This is a genomic window from Curtobacterium sp. NPDC092190 (assembly GCF_044755625.1).
Classification (GTDB): Bacteria; Actinomycetota; Actinomycetes; order Actinomycetales; family Microbacteriaceae; genus Curtobacterium.
On the sequence record NZ_JBIVRJ010000005.1, the window covers coordinates 94,675 to 109,226 of the forward strand.

The 14,552-nt window shown below is 72.4% G+C and carries 16 protein-coding genes; 12 read left to right on the top strand and 4 right to left on the bottom strand.

What is annotated here, in order from left to right; genetic code table 11:
- Window positions 1-413 precede the first annotated feature (413 nt).
- The 6 genes from rpmB to ACIQFY_RS13395 all read left to right on the top strand — a co-directional run bounded on the left by rpmB (window position 414) and on the right by ACIQFY_RS13395 (window position 5,153).
- On the top strand, window positions 414-650 hold the full coding sequence (rpmB, locus tag ACIQFY_RS13370; RefSeq protein WP_022903747.1) for a 50S ribosomal protein L28: 237 nt from the start codon (window positions 414-416) through the stop codon (window positions 648-650).
- On the top strand, window positions 650-820 hold the full coding sequence (gene rpmG, locus ACIQFY_RS13375; RefSeq protein ID WP_022908193.1) for a 50S ribosomal protein L33: 171 nt from the start codon (window positions 650-652) through the stop codon (window positions 818-820). The genes rpmB and rpmG overlap by 1 nt, the downstream gene beginning before the upstream one ends.
- 2 nt (window positions 821-822) lie before the next feature.
- The gene (gene rpsN / locus ACIQFY_RS13380; RefSeq protein WP_022903745.1) at window positions 823-1,128 is read left to right on the top strand and encodes a 30S ribosomal protein S14; all 306 of its coding nucleotides are present in this window, start codon (window positions 823-825) and stop codon (window positions 1,126-1,128) included.
- A 291-nt stretch (window positions 1,129-1,419) separates the two neighbouring features.
- Window positions 1,420-1,707, top strand: a complete 288-nt coding sequence (locus tag ACIQFY_RS13385) for an HU family DNA-binding protein (protein ID WP_058727660.1) — start codon at window positions 1,420-1,422, stop codon at window positions 1,705-1,707.
- A 177-nt stretch (window positions 1,708-1,884) separates the two neighbouring features.
- On the top strand, window positions 1,885-3,849 hold the full coding sequence (locus ACIQFY_RS13390; RefSeq protein ID WP_400340475.1) for a cytochrome c oxidase assembly protein: 1,965 nt from the start codon (window positions 1,885-1,887) through the stop codon (window positions 3,847-3,849).
- On the top strand, window positions 3,846-5,153 hold the full coding sequence (locus ACIQFY_RS13395) for an ATP-dependent RecD-like DNA helicase (RefSeq protein ID WP_400340476.1): 1,308 nt from the start codon (window positions 3,846-3,848) through the stop codon (window positions 5,151-5,153). The genes ACIQFY_RS13390 and ACIQFY_RS13395 overlap by 4 nt, the downstream gene beginning before the upstream one ends.
- Before the next feature lie 269 nt (window positions 5,154-5,422).
- Here the strand turns inward: ACIQFY_RS13395 and ACIQFY_RS13400 are convergent, their stop codons facing one another.
- The gene (locus tag ACIQFY_RS13400) at window positions 5,423-5,872 is read right to left on the bottom strand and encodes a DUF4383 domain-containing protein (protein ID WP_400340477.1); all 450 of its coding nucleotides are present in this window, start codon (window positions 5,870-5,872) and stop codon (window positions 5,423-5,425) included.
- Between the two features lie 337 nt (window positions 5,873-6,209).
- On the opposite strand from ACIQFY_RS13400, the gene ACIQFY_RS13405 reads away from it, so the two are divergent.
- Together ACIQFY_RS13405 and ACIQFY_RS13410 are read left to right on the top strand one after the other, a co-directional pair.
- Window positions 6,210-7,007, top strand: a complete 798-nt coding sequence (locus tag ACIQFY_RS13405; protein WP_311205816.1) for a phosphatase PAP2 family protein — start codon at window positions 6,210-6,212, stop codon at window positions 7,005-7,007.
- Between the two features lie 244 nt (window positions 7,008-7,251).
- Complete coding sequence (locus tag ACIQFY_RS13410) at window positions 7,252-8,391, top strand: CE1758 family FMN-dependent luciferase-like monooxygenase (protein WP_400340479.1); 1,140 nt, start codon at window positions 7,252-7,254, stop codon at window positions 8,389-8,391.
- Window positions 8,392-8,586: 195 nt separating this feature from the next.
- Here the strand turns inward: ACIQFY_RS13410 and ACIQFY_RS13415 are convergent, their stop codons facing one another.
- Both ACIQFY_RS13415 and ACIQFY_RS13420 read right to left on the bottom strand, forming a co-directional pair.
- Window positions 8,587-8,961: a DMT family transporter gene (locus tag ACIQFY_RS13415; protein WP_400340481.1), complete on the bottom strand. Its 375-nt coding sequence runs from the start codon at window positions 8,959-8,961 to the stop codon at window positions 8,587-8,589.
- Window position 8,962: 1 nt separating this feature from the next.
- Window positions 8,963-9,277, bottom strand: a complete 315-nt coding sequence (locus tag ACIQFY_RS13420) for a multidrug efflux SMR transporter (protein ID WP_326497166.1) — start codon at window positions 9,275-9,277, stop codon at window positions 8,963-8,965.
- 94 nt (window positions 9,278-9,371) lie between these two features.
- Here ACIQFY_RS13420 and ACIQFY_RS13425 point away from each other — a divergent pair, with 94 nt between their 5' ends.
- The 4 genes from ACIQFY_RS13425 to ACIQFY_RS13440 are packed head-to-tail and all read left to right on the top strand — an operon-like array spanning window position 9,372 to window position 13,355.
- The gene (locus ACIQFY_RS13425; protein WP_400340483.1) at window positions 9,372-9,950 is read left to right on the top strand and encodes a TetR/AcrR family transcriptional regulator; all 579 of its coding nucleotides are present in this window, start codon (window positions 9,372-9,374) and stop codon (window positions 9,948-9,950) included.
- A gap of 57 nt (window positions 9,951-10,007) precedes the next feature.
- Window positions 10,008-11,021 carry a permease gene (locus tag ACIQFY_RS13430; RefSeq protein WP_066651825.1) on the top strand — a complete coding sequence of 338 codons (1,014 nt, stop codon included), beginning with the start codon at window positions 10,008-10,010 and terminating at the stop codon, window positions 11,019-11,021.
- Complete coding sequence (locus ACIQFY_RS13435; protein ID WP_066651826.1) at window positions 11,008-11,931, top strand: TIGR03943 family putative permease subunit; 924 nt, start codon at window positions 11,008-11,010, stop codon at window positions 11,929-11,931. Before ACIQFY_RS13430 ends, ACIQFY_RS13435 begins: the two co-directional genes overlap by 14 nt.
- The gene (locus ACIQFY_RS13440; RefSeq protein ID WP_400340486.1) at window positions 11,931-13,355 is read left to right on the top strand and encodes a hypothetical protein; all 1,425 of its coding nucleotides are present in this window, start codon (window positions 11,931-11,933) and stop codon (window positions 13,353-13,355) included. The genes ACIQFY_RS13435 and ACIQFY_RS13440 overlap by 1 nt, the downstream gene beginning before the upstream one ends.
- A gap of 31 nt (window positions 13,356-13,386) precedes the next feature.
- On the opposite strand, the gene ACIQFY_RS13445 is transcribed toward ACIQFY_RS13440, so the two are convergent.
- Window positions 13,387-14,346: a helix-turn-helix transcriptional regulator gene (locus ACIQFY_RS13445; protein ID WP_066651828.1), complete on the bottom strand. Its 960-nt coding sequence runs from the start codon at window positions 14,344-14,346 to the stop codon at window positions 13,387-13,389.
- Between the last annotated feature and the right edge of the window lie 206 nt (window positions 14,347-14,552).

Below are 14,552 nucleotides of genomic sequence, written 5' to 3' on the forward strand. Positions count from 1 at the left end.
CATCCGTCCTGGTCGCACGACATGCCGTCTGCCGAGCCGCCCGACGGCACGTCCTGCAACCGGGAGTGCCGAGACAGGCCGGACCGGAACCGGCGTGACGGGGCCGAGCCGCGCCTCCAGGCCGGTACCGGTGCGACCCGGACGGGAGGCCCGGCTTGCGACACGCGCGGCCGTCCCGTAACGTTGACCCCTGGTCCGCCGCGTCCGCGTGGCAGACCCAGTTGTTCCAAGCCCTCCGACCGTCGCGTACGCCGCGGTCGCGCGGTGTCTGCGGGTCCTTCGACAGGGTCAGCGGGCCTGGGCGGCGCGCACAACCCCCTCGCTGCGGTCACCTCACGGTGACGAGCGCGTGCGTGCCAGGCAAGTGACCTTGGGAGCGGCCGTCCGGTCGCTCGGTACCTCAGGAGGAAACCATGGCAGCAGTGTGCCAGGTGACCGGAGCCACCCCCGGCTTCGGACACAACATCTCGCACTCGCACCGCCGGACGAAGCGTCGCTTCGACCCGAACGTGCAGAAGAAGACGTACTACGTGCCCTCGCTTCGTCGTAACGTCACGCTCACGCTCAGCGCTAAGGGCATCAAGGTGATCGACGCACGCGGCATCGAGTCCGTCGTCAAGGATCTCCTCGCCCGTGGGGAGAAGATCTGATGGCCAAGAAGGGTCAGGACGTCCGTCCGATCATCAAGCTCCGCTCCACCGCGGGGACCGGGTTCACCTACGTGACCAAGAAGAACCGTCGCAACAACCCGGACCGCCTCGTGCTCAAGAAGTACGACCCGGTGATCCGCAAGCACGTCGACTTCCGTGAGGAGCGCTAAGCATGGCGAAGAAGAGCAAGATCGCGAAGAACAACCAGCGCGCCGAGGTCATCGCGCGCTACGCCGAGCGTCGTCTCGAGCTGAAGAAGGCCCTCGTGGACCCGAACGGCACCGACGAGTCGCGTGAGGCCGCCCGCGTCGGCCTGCAGAAGCTCCCGCGCGACGCGTCGCCGGTCCGCTACCGCAACCGCGACGCCATCGACGGTCGCCCCCGTGGCCACCTCGGTGAGTACGGCATCAGCCGTGTCCGCTTCCGCGACATGGCCCACCGTGGCGAGCTGCCGGGCATCACGAAGAGCTCCTGGTAAGCACCAGCACCACCGAACGCCCCGTCCCTGCAGAGGGACGGGGCGTTCGTCGTTCCCGGCCCGAGCGGGGTACACGGTCGCCACATCCGTCACTCGGACCCCTCCAGACCCTCCACAACCCCGGAAATCCGGGCGAGTCGGTCGTCCGGACCCCGCTCGGCTGGTAGGTTCGCTGACGGTTCCGCCGGGCGTGCTCGTCCGCGGGGCCACCACGTCCAGGGCACCCCGCTCCGGGCGGGCGGGCGTCCCGGACGTCCCACCGACACTGCAAGAAGTCCGAGGAGGACATCCATGGCTGACAAGTCACTGAACCGCACCGAGCTCGTCGCTGCCGTCGCGCAGGAGTCCGGCCAGAGCCAGGCCACCGTCAACGGCGTCGTCGACGCGCTGTTCAGCGTCGTCTCGTCGTCGGTCGCCGACGGCACCAAGGTCACGATCCCGGGCTGGATCGCCTTCGAGAAGACCCACCGCGCCGCGCGCACCGGCCGCAACCCGCAGACGGGTGACGCCATCGAGATCGCCGCGAGCGACTCGGTCAAGGTCAGCGCCGGCTCGAAGCTCAAGGCTGCCGTCAAGTAGGACCGCTCAGCACCACCGGGAAGGGACGGCTCCGGCCGTCCCTTCCGTCGTTCCCGGGCGGCTCACGTGTCCGCGGCGCCCCGGCCTGTCCTGCACGGCCTGGAGGCGCGGCGCACCGCCCACAGGTCGACCCACCCGGCGTGCCGTGGTCGGTCGGGCACCGCCTAGGCTTGTCGGGTGGACCGGATCGCACGCATCGCCGGCCCCGCCGTGCTGCTGCTCGTCGGGTTCGTCTCCCTCCTCGTCGCCCTCGTGATCGGCGGCGGGGCGGATCGCGCACTCATCGCCGACCCGGGCGCGGTCGTGCGCTTCGGGCTGCCGATCGCTCGGCTCGTCGTCGACCTGTCCGCGGCAGCGACCATCGGCGGGCTCGCGCTCACCGTCGTCGGACTCTCCCGCACCCGCCCCGAGTGGAACCGCGCGATCGACGTCGCCGCCGGTGCCGCCGGGGTCTGGACCGTCGCCGCCGCCGCCACGACCTTCTTCACGTTCCTGTCCGTCGCCGGGTCGGCCCTCAGCCTCGACGAGCAGTTCGGCCAGTCGATGGGGGTCTTCCTCACCGGCACCGACCTCGGCACCGCGTGGCTGGTCTCCGTGCTCATCGCCGCCGCCGTGACGGTGCTCTGCTTCGCCGTCCGCGGGCGGGGCATGGTCGCGCTCACCGCCGGCGTCGCGATGGTCGGGCTCGTGCCGCTCGCGCAGCAGGGGCACGCCGCGGGTACCGCGAGCCACGACTCGGCGGTGACCGCCCTCGGGCTGCACCTGGTCGGCGCGGCCCTGTGGGTCGGTGGCCTGCTGCTCGTCGTGCTCCTGCGGAACGTGCTGCCTGGTGACCGGTTGCCGCTCGTCGTCGCGCGGTACTCGAGCATCGCGCTCGGCTGCTTCGTGCTCGTCGCCGTGTCCGGCACGGCGTCGGCGATCATCCGCATCGGCGCCCCGGCGAACCTCGCCAGCCCGTACGGCGTGCTCGTGCTCGTGAAGACCGCCGCGCTCGTCGGCATCGGCGTGCTCGGCGCGGTGCAACGTCGTCGTGCGATCCGGTCGCTCTCCGACGCCCCGGAGCGCCGCGGTGCGTTCTGGACCCTCGTGCTCGTCGAACTCGCCGTGATGGGCATCGCGAGCGGATTCGCCGCAGCGCTCGGACGGACCGCGACGCCGGCCGGCGAGGTCGCCCTCAGCAAGACGACGAACCCGACCCCGGCCGAGCTGCTGACCGACGACCCGCTCCCCGCGGCGCCGGGGTCGTGGGGTTGGCTCACCGCCTGGAACATCGACCTGTTCTGGCTGCTGGCCGCCGTGCTCGCCGCTGCCGCGTACACCGCCGGCGTGGTCCGACTGCGGCGTCGTGGTGTCTCCTGGCCGGTGCGCCGCTCCGTCGCCGCCGCGATCGCGGTCGTCACGCTGGTCCTGGCGACGTCGGGATCGCTGCACACCTACGACCGCTTCCTGGTGTCCGCCAACGTCGGCGCGCACGTGCTGCTCGGCCTGGTCGTCCCCGCACTCCTCTGGGCGGCCGCGCCCGTGCAGCTCATCCGGTCCGCCGTGCACCCGCGCGACGACGGCTCGACGGGCGTCCGCGAGTGGACGGGCCTGCTCGTCGACAACGGCGTGGTGCGGTACCTGGCGCAGCCGTTCCCGTCCTTCGTGCTCCTGGCCGCGGTCTGGTGGGGGCTCTACGCCACCCAGGTCCTGCGCTGGTCGGTGAGCGACCCGTCCGGCCGCACCCTGGTCGACGTCGGGCTGCTGCTCGTCGGGCTGTCCGCCGTGCCCACGCTCCTCACCCCGGTGGCCGCTGGTGCCCGGGCGGCGAGCACCGGCGCGGCGCTCGTGCGGATCGCGGGCGCGGTCGTCGTGGCGGCGGGCACCGTCTCGCTCGGCATCGCGATGCAGGGGCCCCTCGGCCTGCTCCAGGCGTCGTGGTTCGGCGCGATGGGCCGCGAGTGGGGCCCGACCCCGATCGACGACCAGGCCCGGGCCGGAGTCGTGCTCGTCGTCGCGGGGATCGCGCTGCTCGTGACGGTCGTCGTCGTCACGGTGCTCCGACTACGCGGCGACCGACCCGAGGCCGACCGCGCGCCCGCCACCGGGTCGGCGAGCACGGCACCGGACCCGGCACCGGCGTCCGGGACGGCCGAGCGGTGAGCGTCGAGCTCAGCGCCGAACAGCGGGCGGTGTTCGAGTACATCGAGCACACCCGCGACCACGTCTTCATCACCGGACGCGCGGGCACGGGCAAGTCGACGCTCCTCAACCACCTGTCGTGGAACACCGAGAAGCAGGTCGTCATCTGCGCTCCGACCGGCGTCGCCGCGCTCAACGTCGGCGGGCAGACGATCCACTCGCTGTTCCGGCTGCCGATCGGGCTCATCGCCGACGCCGAGCTCCGTCAGGGGCCGGAGACCCGGAAGCTCCTCAACACGATCGACACCCTCGTCATCGACGAGGTCTCGATGGTGAACGCCGACCTGCTCGACGCGATGGACCGGTCGCTCCGCAAGGCCCGCGGACGGCAGTTCGAGGCGTTCGGCGGCGTGCAGGTCGTCATGTTCGGCGACCCGTACCAGCTGCCGCCCGTCCCGGGCGACGGCGACGAGCGGGCGTACTTCACGGACCACTACCGGTCGATGTGGTTCTTCGACGCGAAGGTCTGGCTCGAGGCCGAGCTGCACATCGTCGAGCTCGCGACCGTGCACCGGCAGCGTGACGACGCCTTCGCGGCGATGCTCACCGCGGTGCGGCACGGTCGGGTCACGGCCGACATCGCCGGACAGCTCAACACGGCCGGAGCCCGGCCGGCGCCCGACGACGCCATCACCCTGGCGACCCGGAACGACACGGTCGCGCGGATCAACAAGGCGGCCCTCGACCGGCTGCCGGGCACGGTGAAGACCGCCAGGGCCGACGTCAACGGCGACTTCGGCGGGCGGAACTTCCCGGCGGACGAGGCGCTCGAGCTGAAGCCCGGCGCGCACGTCATGTTCCTCCGCAACGACCCCGACCAGCGCTGGGTGAACGGCACGCTCGGCGTCGTGACCACCATCCGGGACACCGTGTGGGTCGACGTCGACGGGGAGTCCTTCGAGGTCCAGCCGTCCGTGTGGGAGAAGTTCAAGTACTCCTACGACCCGGACAAGAAGGAACTGAAGAAGGACACCGTGGGGGAGTTCCAGCAGTTCCCCCTGCGCCTGGCCTGGGCCGTGACGATCCACAAGTCCCAGGGCTCGACGTACGACCGCGCGGTGGTCGACCTCGGCAACCGGGTCTTCAGCGCCGGGCAGACGTACGTGGCGCTGTCGCGGCTGACGTCGCTCGAGGGGCTCTACCTGACCCGTCCGCTGCGGCCGCAGGACATCATCGTGGACCTCGACGTCCGACGCTTCATGTCCCAGGCACCGCGGGTCGTGGCGACCGAGCTCGAGGCAGCGCCCGACCCCGACGGCGACTGACGCACCGGCCCCTCCGCCCCCCGGTGTCGGACGCCCGCCGGTCGGGCCAGATCCGTCACGGTCGGCAGGAAGTGTCGACGAGTCGTGCCCGCTCGGCGGACGGCCCTGGCGTGTCCTGCCCGCTCGGTGGAGCACCCGTGGTGGGTCCTGCCCGCTCGGTGGAGCACCCGTGGTGGGTCCTGCCCGCTCGGCGAGCCCGGCCGAGCCCCGACGACGACGCCCCGCCCACCAGCCGGTGGACGGGGCGTCGAGGACGTACGACGGGCGCGTCAGGCGCGCTGGGCCGCCCGGATCGCACGGACGTTCTCGCGGTCCGCACCGAAGGCGGTGAGGAGCAGGACGACGCCGATGATCGCGTGGAACAGGTTGTCCGCGAAGGTCAGCGCGAAGACGTTCACCAAGGTGCCACCGAGCGCGAAGCCGTACACCGCCATGACGACGAGCACGACGCCGACCAGACGGTTGCCGTTCCGCGCACCGATGGTGGTGCCGAGGCTCGTGATGAGCAGCACGACGGCCAGCAGGATCCAGAGCAGGCACATCGCCGGGTTGACGCCGAACGCGTTCCAGAGCATCCCGCCCTCGCGGCTGAAGAAGCCCGGGTCGCCGTCGGCGGCGAAGAAGAAGCCGAGGAAGCCCCAGAGCGCCAGGAGCGACCCCACCGTCAGGGCGAGGCCCCGGTTCGGCGACGCCGTGATGCTGGGTTCCTTGATGGCCACTTCGGTCTCCTCCTGGTACAGGGTGGTCGCACCGGACGGACCGGCGGCGGGAGCCGGAGCACCTGCCCGCGGTGCACGGGTGGTGCGGCCGTCGGATCCTGAGGTGGCTGACCCCTGGTTCACAGGCGCGGACCGGCGGACCAACGGTATCGTGTCGGACCCCGACCGTCCGAATCGCACGCGCGGCACCAGCCGGACGAGGAGACCGATGATCGCCACACCGAGGAGGACCACGCCGGTGACCCGCACGCCCGAACGCACCGCGCCCGAGTCGCGCGGACCGTTGGTCTCGCGGCGCTTGCGGTGGGGGCTGCTGGCGGCTCTGGGGTTCGTGATCGTGCCTCTCGTCTACGCCGTCGCCGTGCTGACGCCGGTCGGGCAGCGGGTCGAGGACGCCGCGCTCGGCGGGGTCCGGGAGTCCGACCTGTTCGGGTCGGACACTGCACTGAACGTCATCTCGGTGCCGGTCATCCTGTTGCTGGTGGTCGTGATCGCCGCCGTCGCGTTCGCCCGGCGCCGGCTCGCGGTCGGACTCGGAGCGGGCGTCGTGGTGCTCGCGTCGGCAGCCACGTCGACTCTCGTGAAGCGTATCGCCGAGCGCCCGGAGATCGCCCAGTCGGAGACGCCCAACTCGTACCCTTCCGGACACGCGACGATCGCGCTCGCGGCACTGTTCGCCGTGCTCCTCGTGACGCCCCGGCGCTGGCGACCTGTGGTGACGATCGTGGGGGCTGCCTACGCCGTGTTCGTGGCGAACCAGACGGTCGTGTACGGCTGGCACCGGGTGAGTGACATCGTCGGGGCCTGCGCGATCGCCCTGTTCTGGCTCGGGCTCGTCCGTGCCGTCGGACCGCGGGTCGACCGCGGGGAGCGCGGTGACCGGGACGGGCGTCGGGGACCCCGTCGCCTGGTGACCGCGTTGCTCCTGGTCGCGACGGGCGTCGGTCTGCTCGTCGGGGTGGTCGCCGTGGTCGCGGGCCTGGCCGGGGTCGCCGACCTGCACGATGCGGTCCTGGTCGCGGGCCGCATGGCGTCGAGCGTGAGCGTGCTGGCGGTCGTCACGGTCGTGTGGCTCGCGGACGGGCTCCACCACGCCGCGCAGACGGACGAACGCGCCCTGCCGCCCCGCCGCTGAGCTGCAGTCCAGGCGGACTGCCCCCCCAGAACGAGCGGACGCCTCGACGACCGGGAGGCGTCGCCGCTGAACGCCTCCGGGCACACTCGGCGCTGAGCGCCTCCGGGTACACCTTGCGCTGTGTGCCTCCGGACGCACCCGGCGCTGGCGGGAATGCCCGGGGCTGCGGTACGTTGTACCCGGCAAGTCGATGCAAACGCATCGAATCAGCAGCACCAGCAGCCAGCACCAGGAGGCGGGCACCATGCAGTTCGGGATCTTCACCGTCAGCGACGTCACGACGGACCCCACGACCGGCACCACGCCGGACGACATCCAGCGCGTCCGGGACATCCTGACGATCGCCGAGCACGCGGACCAGGCCGGCCTCGACGTCTTCGCCACCGGCGAGCACCACAACCCGCCGTTCGTCGCCTCGAGTCCGACGACGATGCTCGGCTACCTGGCCGGTCGGACGGAGCACATCACCCTGTCCACGAGCACGACCCTCGTCACCACGAACGACCCGGTCCGCATCGCCGAGGAGTACGCGATGCTCCAGGTCATCAGCGACGGCCGCATGGACCTCATGATGGGCCGCGGCAACACCGGTCCGGTGTACCCGTGGTTCGGGCAGGACATCCGCCAGGGCGTGAACCTGGCGATCGAGAACTACGCGCTCATCCGCCAGCTGTGGGAGAACGACGTCGTGAACTGGCAGGGGAAGTTCCGCACCCCGCTGCAGGGCTTCACCTCGACCCCGCGTCCGCTCGACGGGGTCGCGCCCTTCGTGTGGCACGGCTCGATCCGCACGCCGGAGATCGCCGAGCAGGCCGCGTACTACGGCGACGGCTTCCTGCACAACAACATCTTCTGGCCGATCCAGCACACCGAGCAGATGGTCGGTCTGTACCGCCAGCGCTTCGAGCACTACGGGCACGGCACGGCCGACCAGGCGATCGTCGGCCTCGGCGGGCAGTTCTTCGCCCGGAAGAACTCGCAGGACGCCTGGGACGAGTTCCGCCCCTACTTCGACAACGCCCCGGTGTACGGCCACGGCCCGTCGATGGAGGACTTCACCGCCCAGACCCCGCTCACCGTCGGCTCGCCGCAGCAGGTCATCGACCGATACGCCACGATGAAGGACCACGTCGGGCACTACCAGCGCCAGATGTTCCTCATCGACCACGCCGGGCTGCCGCTCAAGACGGTGCTCGAGCAGATCGACATCCTGGCCGAGGACATCGTCCCCGAGCTCCGGAGGATCAACGAGGCGGACCGTCCGGCGCACGTGCCGTCCGACCCGCCCTCGCACGCCGACCGCGTGGCCGCGGCGCTCGCCGCGGGGACCGCGACGAGCGACCACGTCGCGGCCGCGGACGAGTGGACGGGTGCGTCCGTCTGATCACGTGACCCCCCTGACGGACGGGAGGCGCGGTGCCGGCTGGCACCGCGCCTCCCGTCCGTCGCCACGCGCGTTCCGACCCATCGCACCCGACCTGGGATGCCGTTCCGCGCGAAGGAGGTCGGAACTTCCGACCCGCTGCGCGCGGAAAGGTCTCCTGCGCGCGGAACGGTCTCCTACGCGCGGAACGGTCTCCTACGCGCGGGGCGACTGCTGCGGAGCGGTGCTGACCCCGGGCTCCGGGGTGACCGGGCGGGCCGGCACCAGCTTGAGGCCGACGACGCACCCGACGATGCCGGCGATGAAGAGCAGGCGCAGGAACGTGACGGGCTCGGCGCCGGTCGCCATGCCCCACAGGACGGTGAGGGCCGCGCCGGTGCCCGTCCACACCGCGTAGGCGGTGCTGATCGGGATGTGCTGCAGCACGTACCCGAACGCGACCAGGCTCACGACGATCGTGACCGCGAAGAGGGCGGTCGGGCCGGGGACGGTGAAGCCGTCGCTGGCGCCGAGGGCCGTGGCCCAGACGGTCTCGAGCGCCGCGCTGACGAACAGGACGAGCCATGCCACGTCAGCTCACCACCTTGAGGCCGACCACGCAGGCGACCAGGCCGAGGACGAGGGCGACACGGGCGACGGAAGCGGCCTCCTGGCGGCGGAGGATCGCGACCACGACCGTCAGCGACGCCCCGATGCCGACCCACACGGCGTAGGCCGTGCCGACCGGGATCGCCTTCATGGCGAACGCGAGGCCCACCATGCTGAGCACCATGCCGGCCACGAACACGATCGTCGGCACCACCTTCTTGAACCCGTTCGACGCGCTCAGCGCGGTGGCCCACACCGCTTCGAGCACACCGGACAGGACGAGCACGACCCATGCCATGGCGGTCTCCCTTCCTCGTCGCGAGTCGCACGACTGTGCGACTCCTACCGAACCGACGCTAGCACGAGTCGTACGAGCGTGCGACGATGTGCTGGTGACCACCCGCGAGGACCTCGAACAGCGCCGTCTCGACGTGTCCGCCGCCGCGTGCCGCGTCCTCGCCCGTGACGGACTGGGCGCCCTGAGCGTCCGCGGCGTCGCCGCCGAGGCCGGGCTGCCGCCGAGCACCGTGCGCTACGTGTTCCCGACGCAGGCGGCGATGCGCGAGCACACCATCACGCTCGTGTTCGACCGGACCCGTGAACGGATCGACGCGATCCCCGAGGGGCTGCCCGACCGCGAGACCGCACGCCGGATCCTGCTCGAGCTGCTGCCGCTGGACGACGAGCGGGTGGTCGAGCTCGACGTGTACCTGGCGCTCGGCAACGCCGCGCTCACCGACGCTGCGCTCCGACCGGCCCTGGACCGGGTGGTCGCCGAGATGCGCACGTGGTGCGACCGGATCGTCGCACTCGTCGGGGTGCCGGAGGACCAGCGGGTCGACGAGGCGTGCCGACTCCACGCGCTCGTCGACGGTCTCGCGGTGCACGTCACACGCCTCGCCCCGGGGGAGTCCGCCGAGTGGGCGGTCGACCTGCTCGACCGACACCTGGCCGGCCTCCCCTCCGACTGACACCCGTCCCCGCGCGGCTCGGAGGGAGCCGGCGCGCTCCTCGCCTATCCTGTCCCGGTGACGAGCGCTCCCACTCGCCCCGCCCCCACCCGCACGCTCACCGGCCCCGGCCTGGTGCTCGGCGCCGTCGTGGTGCTGCTCGGCGTGCGCGTGGTGTCGCCGAGCGTGGGCACGGCCGGGCTGCCCGACGTCGTGCAGGACTTCCTGACGCTCGCCATCAGCGTCGTCGTCGAGTCGCTGCCGTTCGTCGTGCTCGGCATCGTGCTCTCGATCGTCGTCGAGGTCTGGGTGCCGGCGGGCGTGCTCGAGCGGATCCTGCCCGAGCGGCCGCTGCCCCGAAGGGCGGTCATCTCGCTCATCGGGATGCTCTTCCCGGTGTGCGAGTGCGGGAACGTGCCGCTCGCCCGGGGGCTCATGATGCGCGGGTTCACCCCCGCCGAGGCCGTCACGTTCCTGGTCGCCGCGCCCATCCTCAACCCGCTCGTGATCATCAGCACCGCGCAGGCGTTCGGGTGGTCCGGGTGGATCCTCGTCGTCCGCATCGTCGGGGGGTTCGTGCTGGCGAACCTGGTCGGGTGGATCGTCGCCGCGCACCGTCGCCCGGCCGAGCTGCTCCTGCCCGCGTTCGAGGCCCGGTGCCGTGCCGCCGTCGGGGCGCCGCGCTCCCGCAACCGCTGGCGTGAGAGCGCGTCGCAGTTCGGCGGCGAGACCGCGACGATGATGCCCGCGCTCTTCGTCGGTGCCGGGCTCGCGGCCGCGATCCAGGTCGCGGTACCCCGGTCGACGCTCGTCGCGGTGGGGGCGAACCCGGTGCTGTCGGTCGCCGCGATGATGCTCCTGGCGATGACGATCTCGCTCTGCTCGAACGTCGACGCGTTCTTCGCGCTGTCGTTCGCCTCGACGTTCCTGCCGGGGTCGATCACGGCGTTCCTGCTCATCGGGCCGATCATCGACGTCAAGATGATCGCCCTGCTCCGGACGACGTTCCGCGCGCGCTTCCTGGTGCTGCTCGCCGTCGTCTGCGTCCTGTTCACCGCGGCGGTCGGGTTGGTGATGAATGTCCTCGTCTGAGAAGGCTCCCGCGTACCTCGGGCTCGGGTCGGTGCTCGCGGTGGCGCTGTGCACGCTGTGGCTCGCCCTGGTCGGACACCTCGACCTGTACATCAACCCGCGGTACGACCTGTTCACGATCATCCTCGCCGCGGTCGCCGTGCCGGCCTCGGTGGCGGGGCTCGTCGCGGTGGCGCGCGGGCACGGGCACGCCCACGACGACGAGCAGGACCACGCGCACGTCGCCCACGCCGACGAGCACGACCACGCGCACGCCGCGCACGCCGACGGGGGCGACCACGCGCACGGTGACGGCCACGCCCGCACGCCCGACGACGGGACCGCCTACGAGCACGGCTCCGACGCCGCCCGGGCGGTCCGCCGCCGCGCCCCAGGAGCCGCACGGGTCACCCGCGGTGTCCTCGGCGGCATCGCGGCCGCTGCCACCGTCGGGGTCACGGTCGCCATGCTCGTGCTCCCGCCGACCACCCTGTCCGCCCGCACCGCCCAGCAGCGGAGCGTCGACACCCCGACCCTGTCGAACGCCACCGGCACGCAGGACGTCGCCCTGCTGGGCAGCGAGGGCGTCGACACCTCGGAGTACGGCGTGAAGGACTGGGCGGCGCTCATCCGTCAGACCACGGACACGAGCGCGCTGGTCGGCAAGCCGGTCGAGCTCTCCGGCTTCGTCGTCCCGGGCGCGGACGGGTCCTTCACGCTGACGCGCTTCGTGATCAGCTGCTGCGCCGTCGACGCCCAACCGGTCGGCCTCGGTGTGGTCGTCGACGGCCCCGTGCCCGACGCCGACCAGTGGGTGCGCGTCACGGGCAAGCTCGCGGCGAACCCGGACCAGTCCGCCGACGCACGGATCGTCATCCGTGCCGCCGACGTCCGCGACATCGACCAGCCGACGGACCCCTACGAGTACTGATGCGCACGAGCACCGACACCGACGACACCGCACCGCTCCGCCGCCGCCCGCGCGACCGGTTCCGTCGCCGACTGGTGGCGTCGATCACGGTGTTCGTGCTCGTCGGCGCCGTCGCCGCGGTCGTCGGCTCGCAGCAGGGCCCCCGGCTCCGTGACGTCACCTACGACGCCACCGGTCTCGTGTCCCGGCCGGCGCAGCGCGTCATCCTCACCGCGAACCAGGCCCTGCAGCAGGTCCCGGCCGACGCCGTCACCGTGACCCCGTCGGCCCCGCACACCGTCACCTCGAGCGGCAACACGATCGCGGTCGAGTTCGCCGGGCCGCTCGCCTACGACCGCACGTACGAGATCGCCGTGCGTGACGTCCGCGCCCCGGGGCAGCCCGCCGCGTCCGAGCTCCGCACGACGATCACGACGGGCAGCACCGACGTGCTCGCCCTCGTGCCCGCTCCGTCCGGCGGGAAGGACCGGATCGTCCGGCGCTCCCTCGACGCCGGCGGCGCCACCACGGTCTTCGAGGCCGCGGGCATCACCGAGTACGCGCGCCTCGGCCGCTCGCTCGTGGTCGTCCGCGGTGCAGACGGTCGCTCGTCGGTCGAGATCGTGCCCCTGGCCGGAGGCGTGCAGGACGACAGCACCCCCGTCGAGCGGCTGACGCTCCCGACCGCGGCGGGCCGGGTGACCGCGCTGCACGTCGCCGACGACGGGGCGTCCTTCGGGTTCGAGTACGCCGACACGTCGACCGGCCAGTCGCGGGACGTCGGGCTGTACGTGGTCGACATGACCGGCACGCACCTGCCGACGGCGATCGCGGCCGACGGGAAGCCGACCGCCGGTGCCGAACCGATGACCGTCGGGCAGTGGGCGTACGTGCCCCGCACCGAGAGCGCCCTGGTGCGGACCGGCTCCGACGACCTGGTGCTCGTCGACATGAGCGGGCGGAACGACCCGGTCCGGCTCGGCAGCGCGACGTACCTGCACGGCTACGTCGGCAGCGGCACCACGGCGGTCGTCGAGACCGGCACGGGGATCGTGCGGCTCGACCTGACCGACGGGCAGCGCCAGGACCTGCCGGCCCCGCAGGGCAGCACCGATGCGCCGTACCTCGGTCGGATCGCCCCGCTCACGGACGACACGTACGTGCGCGTGGTGGGCGAGGTGCGGGCCGACGGCACCCTCGCCCAGCGGATCGTGCGCGTGGACGGGGGCCGCGCCTCCCGGCTGCCCGTGACGGTGCCGGAGGACGCGAGCGTCGCCGCGGTCTGCCCGTCCCCGAACAGTCAGTTCCTCGCGGTCACCACGCGGTCCGCGTCGGGGGACCTGGTGAGCGTCGTGGACGCCTCCTCCGGCGCCCTCGAGGCGAGCGTGCAGGCGTCCTCGGTCGACTGGTGCGGCGCGCTGCCGTCCGGCGACGAGGTCGGCTGACCGGCGACGAGCGACGAGCAGCGGCCCGGGGTCAGCGCCGCAGCGTCTGCTTCGGGTACTCCCCGAACCGCCGCAGGTACTCGCCCGAGAACCGCCCCATGTGGGTGAAGCCCCAGCGGGCCGCGATCGCGGCGACGGCGACGGAGCCGGGCTCGGCACGGAGCAGGTCGTCGTGCGCCCGACGCAGCCGCACCTCGCGCAGGTACTGCATCGGCGTGCGGTCGAGGGTCCGCTGGAAGGACTCCTGCAGTCCGCGCACGCTCAGACCGGCAGCGATGGCGATGTCGGACACCGTCAGCGGCTCGTGGGCCCGTGCGTGGACGGTCTCGACGGCGGAGCGGACGCGGGCGTTGCGGTGCTCACCCCAGCCGACGGGAGCGGGCTCCCCGTGGAACCGGTACAGGTCGAGCAGGGAGCGGACGACCTCGCGCTGGGACTCGTGCCACGCGAGCGATCCCGCGCCTCCGTCGCGCAGCGCCCGCACAGCCGATGCGACCGACGCACGCCACCGCTCGACGGCCGCCGTCGTGGGTGGCGTGAACCGGTCGAAGGCGAGCGTGCCGTCGACGAGGTGGCGCTCGGAGGCCACGTCGAGCACGAGGTCGCGGTCGAGGTGCACCAGTCGCTGGTCCCAGTCGCGGTACTCCATCTCGAAGCGCTGCTCGATCGGGAAGAGCACGGGGACGCCCGGCTGCATGCGGACGGCGTTCCGGCCGGTGTCGACGGTCGCGGTGCCGGAGTCGAGCCACTGGACGACGACCTCGCCCTCGACGGCGACGTCGCCGCGCAGTGAGCCGTGCATCTGCGACCGGCGGATGCTCATGCGCTCGTCGCCGACGGCGACGTAGCGGTACCAGTAGTCGTCGTCGACGTGCGCCGAGTGCCAGGCCTTGCCGGCGTACATCCCGGCGAGGTCGGCGATCGCGCCGTCGGTGTCACTGCCGGACACCGACACCAGGGAGCGGAGTCCCTCGTTCGTCGTGTCGTCCATCGAACCAGCCTCCCTCCTCGTGTCGGCGCAGCGGGCGCGTCGCGCAGCCCGGACTGCTGTCTCGCGTTCTGCGGACAAGGAGGGTGGTGCCACTCCGGATGGACGGACGGACGGGAGGCGCGGGGGCGGGCGGCCCCCCCCCCCCCCGCCCGGGGCCCCCCCCCCCCCCCCCCGGGGCGCGGCGATAACCAATCCGGAGCCCCAGT